Source organism: Streptomyces sp. B21-083, assembly GCF_036898825.1.
Lineage (GTDB): Bacteria > Actinomycetota > Actinomycetes > Streptomycetales > Streptomycetaceae > Streptomyces.
Genome location: NZ_JARUND010000002.1, coordinates 459,796 through 470,748, shown reverse-complemented (window position 1 = coordinate 470,748; position 10,953 = coordinate 459,796). Strand labels below are relative to the sequence as shown.

At 71.2% G+C, this 10,953-nt stretch carries 9 protein-coding genes and 1 pseudogene; 6 read left to right on the top strand and 4 right to left on the bottom strand.

Annotation, left to right across the window (positions count from 1 at the left end):
* Window positions 1-30: 30 nt before the first annotated feature.
* The gene (locus QA861_RS26190) at window positions 31-1,353 is read right to left on the bottom strand and encodes a cysteate synthase (RefSeq protein WP_334591028.1); all 1,323 of its coding nucleotides are present in this window, start codon (window positions 1,351-1,353) and stop codon (window positions 31-33) included.
* A 306-nt stretch (window positions 1,354-1,659) separates the two neighbouring features.
* On the opposite strand from QA861_RS26190, the gene QA861_RS26185 reads away from it, so the two are divergent.
* The 3 genes and pseudogenes from QA861_RS26185 (at window position 1,660) to QA861_RS26175 (ending at window position 4,855) form a co-directional block, all read left to right on the top strand.
* Entirely contained in the window at window positions 1,660-2,808 is a 1,149-nt protein-coding gene (locus tag QA861_RS26185; protein WP_443041581.1) for a thiamine pyrophosphate-dependent dehydrogenase E1 component subunit alpha, read from the top strand.
* Window position 2,809: 1 nt separating this feature from the next.
* Window positions 2,810-3,772, top strand: a pseudogene (locus QA861_RS26180) (alpha-ketoacid dehydrogenase subunit beta); the annotation flags it as partial.
* Complete coding sequence (locus QA861_RS26175; protein ID WP_334594845.1) at window positions 3,749-4,855, top strand: dihydrolipoamide acetyltransferase family protein; 1,107 nt, start codon at window positions 3,749-3,751, stop codon at window positions 4,853-4,855. The pseudogene QA861_RS26180 and the gene QA861_RS26175, both read left to right, overlap by 24 nt.
* 21 nt (window positions 4,856-4,876) lie before the next feature.
* Here the strand turns inward: QA861_RS26175 and QA861_RS26170 are convergent, their stop codons facing one another.
* The 3 genes from QA861_RS26170 to QA861_RS26160 are packed head-to-tail and all read right to left on the bottom strand — an operon-like array spanning window position 4,877 to window position 7,659.
* Window positions 4,877-5,893 (bottom strand): zinc-dependent alcohol dehydrogenase, encoded by a 1,017-nt coding sequence (locus tag QA861_RS26170; protein ID WP_334591027.1) that lies wholly within the window; start codon window positions 5,891-5,893, stop codon window positions 4,877-4,879.
* A 14-nt stretch (window positions 5,894-5,907) separates the two neighbouring features.
* Entirely contained in the window at window positions 5,908-6,768 is an 861-nt protein-coding gene (locus QA861_RS26165; RefSeq protein ID WP_334591026.1) for a fumarylacetoacetate hydrolase family protein, read from the bottom strand.
* Window positions 6,769-6,828: 60 nt separating this feature from the next.
* Window positions 6,829-7,659 (bottom strand): IclR family transcriptional regulator, encoded by an 831-nt coding sequence (locus QA861_RS26160; protein ID WP_334591024.1) that lies wholly within the window; start codon window positions 7,657-7,659, stop codon window positions 6,829-6,831.
* 49 nt (window positions 7,660-7,708) lie between these two features.
* Here QA861_RS26160 and QA861_RS26155 point away from each other — a divergent pair, with 49 nt between their 5' ends.
* From QA861_RS26155 to paaB, 3 genes are all read left to right on the top strand, one after another.
* A complete protein-coding gene (locus QA861_RS26155) occupies window positions 7,709-9,421 on the top strand; it encodes an IlvD/Edd family dehydratase (RefSeq protein ID WP_334591023.1) in 1,713 nt (570 codons plus the stop codon).
* Window positions 9,422-9,640: 219 nt separating this feature from the next.
* Entirely contained in the window at window positions 9,641-10,639 is a 999-nt protein-coding gene (gene paaA, locus QA861_RS26150; protein ID WP_334591022.1) for a 1,2-phenylacetyl-CoA epoxidase subunit PaaA, read from the top strand.
* Complete coding sequence (paaB, locus tag QA861_RS26145) at window positions 10,636-10,953, top strand: 1,2-phenylacetyl-CoA epoxidase subunit PaaB (protein WP_006383091.1); 318 nt, start codon at window positions 10,636-10,638, stop codon at window positions 10,951-10,953. The genes paaA and paaB overlap by 4 nt, the downstream gene beginning before the upstream one ends.

Below are 10,953 nucleotides of genomic sequence, written 5' to 3'. Positions count from 1 at the left end.
AGCGGGCGTTGGGGCGCGGACAGTGGGGCGTCAACTGGCCGCTCCCGCAGGCGTGGAGGCGTACGACAGACGCCGACCGACCTGCTCGGCGACCATGCGCGGGCCGTCGCCGCCAGTGGGCCAGGGGATACGCAGCCAGGGCTCGGCGGGGATCAGCCGGAGGTCGCGGGACTGCCGGGCCCGGCCGCCGCCCGTGATGTTGAGGAGGACCACTTCGTCGCGGTCGACGCGCCCGGCGCTCACGGCGTCGGCGAGGGCGGCCAGCGCGACTCCCGCACCCGGCTCGATGTCGATGCCCTCGGTCTCCGCGAACAGGTCCATCGCCGCGATGGCGGCAACGTTGTCGACACGAAGGACGTCGCCACCGCTCTCGGTGAGCACGTCGCGTACGCCGCCGTGGACGGTGAACGGCGGTCGCCTGTTGGTCAGTTCACGGGCCAGCGGCTCGTGTTCCCGGTCGGCGGGAGCCGTACCGCCGGACCGCCAGGCCTCGAACAGCGGGGTGAACGGCGCGTTCTGACACATCAGCAGACGCGGCAGCCGCTCGCCACCGGACCGGATCCGGCGCGCCGCCTCATGGGCGCCGATGGCTCCCGTACCGCTGCCGACCGCCTGCACGTACGTCTTCGGCAGACGCCCGATCGCCTCCGCCGCCGCCAGCATCACGGTGCCCAGACCGTCGCGGCGCCCGACGTTGCGGCAGCCGCCTTCCGCCTGATGGCCGGGGAGCCGGGCCAGCAGGTCGGCGGCGGCGATGGCGTCGCTGTAGGTGGCGCCGCCGTCGAGGACGACGATGCGTACGCAGGGGTCGAGCGGCCCGGGAAAGCGCATGCCGACCATGGCCGGTGCGGGCACCACGAGCAGGCAGGGCACCTGATGACGGGTCGCTGCCCACGCGAAGGCGGCGGCGGTGTTGCCCGCCGAGGGGATCACCAGCACAGGCGGGTCGACGGGCAGCCGGCCGAGCACCGTGTACGCCTCAAGGTCCTTGAACGTGCAGGTCGGCAGCTGAGCGCCGCGCTCCGGCCAGTACCCGTTGAAGGCGACCCACAGCTGATCGAGGCCGATGCGCCGGCCGAGCCGGTCCGCGTGGTGGACGACCGGGCCGGGCACATCGGGAAAGGTCCGCGCCACCGGCAGCAGAGGGGCGTGACGGAACAACCCGGTGCCGACGCGTCCGGCGGAGCCCTCATACCCGCTGTGCGCGGTGTACTCGGTGCGCAGGAACGCCGGATCGTGTGGTCGAGGGCAGTCGAGAATCAGGCCGTCGTCCTCGTAGCGGGTGCCGCAGGAGGTACAGACGAGTGTGTAGTGACGATTTCCCGGGCGTACTTGGGGGCGTACGGGGGACATTCCATTGCCTTCCGCAGGGCCGTGCTTCGCGGATCAATTGCAACCGGAGAATCGCAAAGGACGGGCGACCCGAAAATTACCGTTGCCCCAACGGTAGGTTGACGTTCCGTTCACCCAGGCCCGGCCGGCGCATACCTGCGGACTGTTCAGTTCCGCTTCATCTCCCCTTCTCGAAAGGCGAGGTGAGACTGTGTTAGCCCTGGTGGAGCACCCGGGCGCAGCAGCGTCCCGCACGGAGAGGACGGCGGGGAATTGGGCAACAAACCGACGCTTGGAGCCGTGGTGGAACGGGCGGATTCTCCGTCTGTGCCTTCGCTTTCACCTTCGCAATGGCTTCCTTCTCAAGTTCCGGTCCGCTTTTTCCCATGGAAGGGGAAAGAGCTGGAGGGCGATCCGAGCGAACTGGCCGAACTGGCGGAACTGGCGGAACCGGACGACTCGACCGGCGAATGCCGTGCGTACGACCTGCCCGATTCCGGGCTGCTGCTCGCGGCGTACCGGAAAATGGTGGTGGGGCGCCGCTTCGACGAACAGGCGACCGCGCTCGCCCGTCAGGGCCGGCTCGCGGTCCACCCGTCCAGCCTCGGCCAGGAGGCGTGCCAGGTGGGCGCCGCCCTCGCCCTGCGCCCGACCGACTGGCTGTTCCCCACCTACCGCGACTGCGTGGCGCTGGTCAGCCGGGGTATCGACCCCGTCGAGACGCTGACCCTCCTGCGCGGCGACGGCCACTGCGGCTACGACCCCGTGCGACACCGCACCGCCCCCCAGTGCACCCCGCTGGCCACTCACGCGGCACACGCCACGGGGCTGGCCCACGGCGAAAGCCTCAAGGGAACGGACACGGTCGCCCTCGCGCTCGTCGGCGACGGCGCCACCAGCGAGGGGGACTTCCACGAGGCGCTGGGCATCGCGGGCGTCCTGCGGGCCCCCGTGGTCTTCCTGGTGCAGAACAACCGTTACGCCATCTCCGTCCCGCTCTCCGCGCAGAGCGCCGCACCGAGCCTGGCGTACAAGGGAGTTGGCTACGGCGTCCGCTCCGAGCAGGTGGACGGCAACGACGTGGCGGCCGTACTCGCCGTACTGGGCAAGGCGGTTGAGGAAGCCCGCTCGGGCGGCGGCCCCTGGCTGGTCGAGGCGCACACCTACCGGATGGCCCCCCACACCAGCGCCGACGACCCCTCCCGCTACCGTCCGGCCGAGGAGGCGGAGCACTGGCGTGGACGTGACCCGATCGACCGGCTGGAGAACTGGCTGCGCGAGCACGGCCTGCTCACCGAGGACGACATCCGTGCGGTCGCGGCGGAGGCCGAGGCGTACGCGGCCGATGTGCGCGTCAGGCTCGCCGCGGACCCCGCTCTGGACCCGCTCTCGCTGTTCGACCATGTGTTCAGCACCCCGACCCCGCAACTGACCGAGCAACGCGCCGCCCTGCGCGCCGAGTTGGAGGGAAACTGAGATGACGGCCACCGCGATGGCACAGGCCCTCAACACCGCTCTGCGGGACGCGCTCGACGCGGACGAACGCGTCGTCGTGTTCGGCGAGGACGTCGGCCGGCTCGGCGGTGTCTTCCGGGTCACCGACGGACTCACGGACGCGTTCGGCGACCGCCGCTGCTTCGACACCCCGGTCGCGGAGGCGGGCATCGCCGGCCTCGCCGTCGGGATGGCGATGGCCGGTTTCCGGCCGGTGGTGGAGATGCAGTTCGACGCCTTCGCCTACCCGGCGTTCGAACAGATCGCCTCCCACATGGCCAAGTTCCGCAACCGCACCCGCGGCGCCCTCGCCCTGCCCCTGGTCGTCCGCATCCCGTACGGCGGCGGCATCGGCGGAGTCGAGCACCACAGCGACTCCAGCGAGGCGTATTACACGCACACAGCGGGTCTGAAGGTCGTCACGCCCGCCACGGTCGCCGACGCCTACTCCCTGCTGCGGGAGGCGATCGAGGACCCGGACCCGGTGGTGTTCCTCGAACCCAAGCGCCACTACTGGACCAAGGAGGACATCCAACTCCCCCTGCGCGCCGAGCCGTTCGGTACGGCTGCCGTGCGTCGGCCCGGCACCGACGCCACACTCGTCGCCTACGGCCCGTCGGTCGCCGTGGCGCTGGCGGCGGCGGCGCAGGCCGCGGCCGAGGGACTCGACGTGGAGGTGCTCGACCTGCGCACCCTCGTCCCGCTCGATGACCACGCGCTCACCGCGTCCGTACGGCGCACCGGCCGCTGCCTGGTGGTGCACGAGGCGCAGGGGTTCGCCGGCGTCGGCGCCGAGATCGCGGCCCGGGTTCAGGAGCGCTGCTTCGACGCGCTGCGCGCGCCGGTGCTGCGGGTCACCGGCCTCGACATCCCGTATCCGCCGCCACTGCTCGAAAGTGCCCATCTGCCGGGTGTCGGGCGGGTGTTGGCCGGACTGCGCCGACTGCTGCCGGACGGCGGCCGGGGCGTACGGCAGCCGGTGCCGCAGGCGCCCGTCGAGCCGGCGGTCAACAGCCGTACGTTCCTGCTGCCGGACCTGGGGGAGGGGCTGGTGGAGGCCGAGGTGCTGGAGTGGACGGTCGCCGTGGGCGACAGCGTCACGCACGACCAGACCGTCGTCGAGGTCGAGACGGCCAAGTCCGTCATCACCCTGCCGAGTCCCTTCGCCGGGACCGTGACCGCCCTGCACTGCCCGGCCGGCGAGATGGCCAAGGTCGGAGCACCGCTGCTGTCCGTGGCGGAGGCCGCAGCCGAGGCCGACTCGGGCGCGGTCCTCACCGGCTACGGCACAGGCGGGGCACGGCGGGCCATGAGCAATGGTGCGGCGGCCCTCGTGGAGCCGGGGAGCCGGGGGAGTCAGGAGAGTGGTACAGCTACGACCGCTCGGCAGCCCGGACTCCGGATCCCGTTGGACGCCGCCGCCGAGAAGTTCGTTCGCGGCCACCGTGACACGCCCGCCGTCACGATCTGGGCGGACGCCGACGCCACCGCCCTGCTGGCCGCCCGTGACACGCTCGGCACAGGTCTGCTGCCGCTGCTCGCCCGGGCCTGTCTTGCCGGACTCGCCGCCTTTCCGCAGCTCAACTCTCGTGTGGACGACATCCGTTCGGAGATCGTCCGATTGCCCCAGGTACACCTCGGTTTCGCCGCGCAGACCGACGAGGGACTGGTCGTCCCCGTCGTACGGGACGCCGACCGGTTGCCGCCGGCCGATCTCGCCGCCGAACTGCGCCGCCTCACCGGCCTCGCCCGACGCGGCGCGCTCCCCGCCGCACACCGGACCGGCGGCACGTTCACCCTCAACAACTACGGCGTGCTCGGCGTCGACGGCGCCACCCCGATCCTCAACCACCCCCAGACGGGCATGCTCGGCGTCGGACGGCTCGTGGAACGCCCCTGGGCGGTGGACGGCCGGGTCGAGGTGCGCGAGGTCGTCAACCTCTCGCTGACCTTCGATCACCGCGTCTGCGACGGCGGCACCGCGGCCGGTTTCCTCCGCCACGTCATCGACGGCATCACCGCACTCTGAACCGCCGCACTCTGAACCGGCTCACTCCAGGCGCGGGTCGACATGGAACTTCGGTCCGGGACCCGCGCCCACCGGCCGCTCACCCGCGAGGACGGCTCCGACCTGGTCCAGGCCCACCGTCGCCGCGACGAGGGGTCTCGGATCGACCGAACCCTCGGCGTAAGCCAGGATGGTGGCGTCGAGACCGGGGGACGCCGACAGGACGCCGACCGCGGTGACGTCACCCAGCACGAGCGCGCGAGTGTCGACGCGGCTCGGCTCGCCGGCCAGACCGATGTAGACGACATGGCCCGCAGGTTCGACCAACCTCAGGGCGAGGTCCGGAAGATGGACGGCGTTGGAGGCGTCCACGACAGCGTCGTACGGCAGATCCGGGACGGTGTCCTCCCGCCAGGTGTGCTCGAAGCCCAGCTCGCGGGCGAAGGCGAGCGAGGCGTCGGCGGCGCCCATCAGGTGGACCTCCGCACCGGCGGCACGGGCGAACATCGCGACCAGGAGGCCGATCGTCCCCGGACCAAGGACCAACGCCCGGTCGCCAGGACGCAGTTGCGCCGCCCGGGCGGCGCGCAAGGCGTTGCCCCCGGGCTCCACCAGGGCGCCCAGCACCGCGTCCACGGAGTCCGGCAGGACGTGCAACGAGGAGACCGGCACCGCGAGTTGCTCGGCCAGAGCACCGGCCCGCTCCCCGCGGATACCGACCTCCTGCCGTTTCTCGCACACGTGCTGACTGCCCCGTCGGCAGCGGCGGCAGGCACCGCAGCCGAGCATGGTGTCACCCATGACCCGGCGGCCGATCCACCCGGGATCGACCCCGTCGCCGACCGCCGCGACCCGCCCCGACCACTCGTGGCCGAGGCGCATCGGATAGGCGGAGTGGCCCTGGTGGAGATAGGCCATCGCGCCGGTGAAGAACTCCATGTCGGTACCGCACACGCCGACCCGCTCGACGTCGACGACGACCTCGCCGGGGTCCGCCACCGGGGCGGGGACCTCCTGGACGCCGTACTTCCCGGGGGCCGTCAGGACGAACGCGCGCATGAGACGGCGGGCGGTCACCGTGGGCCGAGCACGTGCTGACGCTGGCTGCCGAGGCGGGTGATGCCCAACTCCATCACATCACCGGCCCGGAGATACACGAACGGGTTCAGGCCCATGCCGACGCCGGGCGGGGTGCCGGTGTTGATCAGGTCGCCGGGTTCCAGGACGAGGAACTGGCTCAGGTAGTGCACGATGAAGTACGGGTCGAAGATCATGGTCTTGGTGTTGCCGGTCTGGCGGCGGACACCGTTGACGTCGAGCCACATGTCGAGCGCGAGGACGTCGTCGATCTCGTCGGTGGTGGCCAGCCAGGGGCCCGCCGGGTTGAACGTCTCGGCGGACTTGCCCTTCGCCCACTGCCCGCCTCGCTCCAACTGGAAGGCGCGCTCACTGACGTCGTTGACGACGACGTACCCGGCGATGGCGTCGCGCGCCTCCTCGACCGAGTCGAGGTAGCTGGTGCGGCGGCCGATCACGATCCCGAGCTCCACCTCCCAGTCGGTCCTGGTCGAACCGCGCGGGATGCGTACATCGTCGTCCGGGCCGACGAGGGTGTTGGGCGACTTGGTGAACAGGATCGGCTCGTCAGGCACGGCCATGCCGCTCTCCGCCGCGTGGTCACGGTAGTTGAGCCCGATGCACAGGAGCTGGTGCGGGCGGGCGATCGGGGCGCCGATCCGCTCCCCGGCGAAACGGGACACCCGGCCGGCGGCCGTCCGCTCGGCCACGACAGGGCGGACACGGTCGAGGCCGCCCGACCCGAAGAACGCCTCGTCGAAGTCCGAGACGATGTCGGAGAGGTCGACGTACGTCTCGTCGTCGACGCGGGCGACAGGCTTTTCGGCACCTGCGGCACCGATACGCATGAGATACACGGGGTCAGTCTCCAGTTCGAGGGGCGAAGCGGTGGGGGTTGAGGGCCGGCATGCTGTTCGTCAGCGGCGGGGCTCTGCCAAGGGGCCGAGCAGGGCCCGGATCTCGTCGACCGCGTCGACCAGGCTGTGCAGCGGCGTCCGGTAGGTGAGCGCGCTGACGCTCACGGCGCCGGAGGGAGCCGTCGGCGAGGTCGCGTACACGGGCAGGGAGAGGCAGTTGACGCCCGGCTCGTTCTCCTGGTCGTCCACGGCGTACCCCCGGTCGCGGGTGACCCGCAGGTCGGCGTAGAGGTCGGCGGCCGTGCACAGGGTCCGGGGGGTGCGGTGTTCCAGGGGCGAGTCGCCTATCCATGCCTCGACCGCCGCCAGGGTGTCCAACCGGTGGGCGAGCAGCGTCTTTCCGACGCCGGTCGCGTGGGCGGGATTCCGGCCGCCCACCGTCGACGTCAGCCGTACGCCACCGGTGGGCGGGTCGACCTTGGCGCGGTAGACGACCTCCCGGCCGTCGAGGACCGCGTAGTGCGCCGTCTCGCCGAACCGGTGGGCCAGCGCCTCCAGTACGGGACGTACCCGGACGTGCTCGGGGCGGTCCTCGTGGTGGGCGAAGGCCATCCGCAGGAACTCGTCGCCCAGAACGTAGCGACCGCGGGCCCCCTGGTCGGCCAGTCCGGCCCGGCGCAGGGCCACCAGCGCCCGGTGCACGGTCGGCTTGGGGCTGCCGATCACCCGGGTCAGCTCCTCCAGGCCCACACCGTCGGGATACCGCGCCAGCTCCTTGAGGACGGCGAGCACCCGGTCGGAACCCACGAGACGCGAGACGTCACCGTCGCTCCCGGCGACTTCCTCACCCACGGGGGCTGACGTTCCCTCGTCCAGCTGTCTATGCTCCATGAGGTTCCGAAGGTTAGACCATGATGCCAATTATTGGAAAGAGTCGACGGTGAAGCTTCGCAGCGCACAGTGGTACGAGGGGCAGGGGCGCAACGCCTACATCCACCGGGCCTGGATGCGCAGGGGCGCACCGGACGACGCCTTCACCGGCCGGCCGCAGATCGCCATCGCCAACACCGCCTCGGACCTGACCCCCTGCAACGCGCACCTGAACGAGGTGGCGGCCTCGGTCCGCAACGGGGTGTACGAGGCCGGGGGCATCCCCCTGGACCTGCCGGTGGTGTCCCTGGGCGAGACACAGGTACGGCCCACCGCCATGCTCTGGCGGAACATGGCGGCGATGGCCACGGAGGAGATGCTGCGGGCCAACCCCGTCGACGGAGTCGTCCTGCTGGGCGGCTGCGACAAGACGATCCCCTCACTGCTGATGGCCGCCGCCTCGGTGGACCTGCCCGCGGTCGTCGTCCCCGGCGGGCCCATGCTGACCGGGACCTTCCGGGGGACACCGCTGGGCTGCGGCACCGACGTGTGGCGGCTGTCGGAGGAGGTCCGGGCGGGCACGCTGTCCCAGGAGCAGTTCACCCGCTCCGAGTCGTCGATGATCCGCAGCCGAGGGCACTGCAACACCATGGGCACCGCCTCGACAATGGCCCTGGTGGCCGAGGCGCTGGGCACGATCGTGCCGGGGGTGGCCGGTATCCCGGCGCCCGACAGCCGACTGCTGGAAGCCGCCCACGGCACCGGCAGGCTCGCGGTGGACATGGTCGCCGCCGACCGTCGCCCCGCCACCTTCCTGACCAAGGCGTCCTTCCACAACGCGATCGTCGCCCTGGCCGCCATCGGCGGGTCGACCAACGCCGTCGTCCACCTGCTGGCCATCGCCGGCCGCCTGGGCATCCCCCTGTCGCTCGACGACTTCGACCGGATCGGCTCGCGTGTCCCGGTCCTCGTCGACCTCCAGCCGGCCGGCCGCTTCCTCATGGAGGACTTCCACCGCGCCGGAGGCCTGTCCGCCGTTCTGCGCGAGGTGCGCGACCTGCTCGATCCGGACGCCCTCACCGTCACCGGAGAGCCCCTGGTGAACCACCTCGACGACGCGCCCATCTGGGACACGGAGGTCATCCGCACCCGCGCGAAGCCGTTGGTCGCGGAGGGCGGTATCGCGGTCCTGCGCGGCAACCTCGCCCCCGACGGAGCGCTCGTCAAACCGGCGGCGGCCTCCCCGCACCTGCTGCGCCACCGGGGCCGCGCGGTCGTCTTCGACTCGATCGAGGACTTCCACGCCCGTATCGACGACCCGGACCTAGATGTGGACGCCGACTCCGTGCTCGTCCTGCGCGGCTGCGGCCCCAGAGGCTACCCGGGCATGCCCGAGGTGTCCAACATGCCGCTGCCGAAGAAGCTCCTGGAACAGGGCGTCCGTGACATGGTCCGGGTCTGCGACGGCCGGATGAGCGGTACCGCGTACGGCACCGTCGTCCTGCACGTGGCCCCGGAAGCGGCGGCCGGCGGCCCCCTCGCCCTCGTCCGCACCGGCGACGTCATCATCCTGGACGTCGAAACCCGGCGCCTCGACGTCGACGTACCCGCCGACGAACTCGCCCGCAGGACCCCCGACGAGGCCACGGTCACCGGCTTCGCCAACCCCCGCAGGGGCTGGGAACGCCTGTACGTCGACCACGTCCAGCAGGCCGACACGGGCGCCGACCTGGACTTCCTCATCGGCTCCAGCGGCTCCGAGGTCAGCCGTGAATCGCACTGATGTGCCCCTCGTGAGCGACCGGGTGCCCGCCTGATCGGCCCTGGTCACCGGGGGTACTCGCGCACTCGGCGCGGCCACCGCCGAACGGCTCCGCACCAGCGCGGTGTACGACATCAGCGGCGGCTGCGCCACCTGCTGACGGTCTTGACAACCTTGTGCGGGCGGGGAAAAGTCGTCACACTGGTACCGAACGAATGGTCGGTTGGGGAGCGGGTATCGATGACGACGACACACTCCGCCGCCTCGGACACGGGCGGCGCCGAGCAGCCCGGCGAGGGGCTGCTCGGTGAGCACTTCGAGGCGACGATCGCGCGCGACCGCCGGATCGAGCCGCGCGACTGGATGCCCGAGGGCTACCGGAAGACGCTGATCCGGCAGATCGCCCAGCACGCTCACTCGGAGATCATCGGCATGCAGCCGGAGGGCGAGTGGATCACACGCGCGCCCTCGCTGCGCCGCAAGGCGATCCTCTTCGCGAAGGTCCAGGACGAGGCCGGACATGGGCTGTATCTGTATTCGGCAGCCGAGACGCTCGGCGCCGACCGCGCGGACCTCACCGAGCGGCTCATCGAGGGCCGCCAGAAGTACTCGTCGATCTTCAACTACCCGACGCCGAGCTTCGCCGACGTCGGCGTGATCGGCTGGTTCGTGGACGGCGCGGCGATCTGCAACCAGGTGCCCCTGTGCCGGAGCTCGTACGGGCCGTACGCGCGCGCGATGGTGCGGATCTGCAAGGAGGAGTCCTTCCATCAGCGGCAGGGTTACGAGCTGCTGATGACGATGATGCGCGGTACGGAGGAACAGCGCGCCATGGTCCAGGACGCCGTCGACCGCTGGTGGTGGCCCTCGCTGATGATGTTCGGCCCGCCCGACGACGCGTCGCCCAACTCCGCGCAGTCCATGGCCTGGAAGATCAAGCGCCACACCAACGACGAACTGCGCCGGCGCTTCGTCGACATGACCGTCCCGCAGGCCGACAAGCTAGGCGTCACCCTGCCCGACCCGGAGCTGCGCTGGAACGAGGAGCGCGGCCACCACGACTTCGGCACTCCTGACTGGGACGAGCTGACGCGCGTCATCAAGGGCGGCGGCCCCTGCAACACCGAACGGGTGGCACGCCGCCGGACCGCACACGAAGAGGGCGCCTGGGTGCGCGAGGCGGCCACCGCGCACGCCGCCAAACAGCGCGCGCGGGCCGCGAAGGAGGCGGTGGCATGAGCGACGACCTGGCCAGGAGCGAGGGCTCGTCCTCGAACGAGTGGCCGCTGTACGAGGTGTTCGTACGCGGCAAGCGAGGCCTGAACCACGTCCACGTGGGCTCGTTGCACGCGGCCGACGACCGGATGGCGCTCACCCACGCGCGTGACCTGTACACGCGGCGCAACGAAGGCGTGAGCATCTGGGTGGTGCGCTCCGAGCACATCGCCGCCTCCTCGCGCGACGAGAAGGACCCGTTCTTCGCACCGAGCGCCGACAAGGTCTACCGCCACCCGACCTTCTACGACATCCCCGACGACGTCCCCCACATCTAG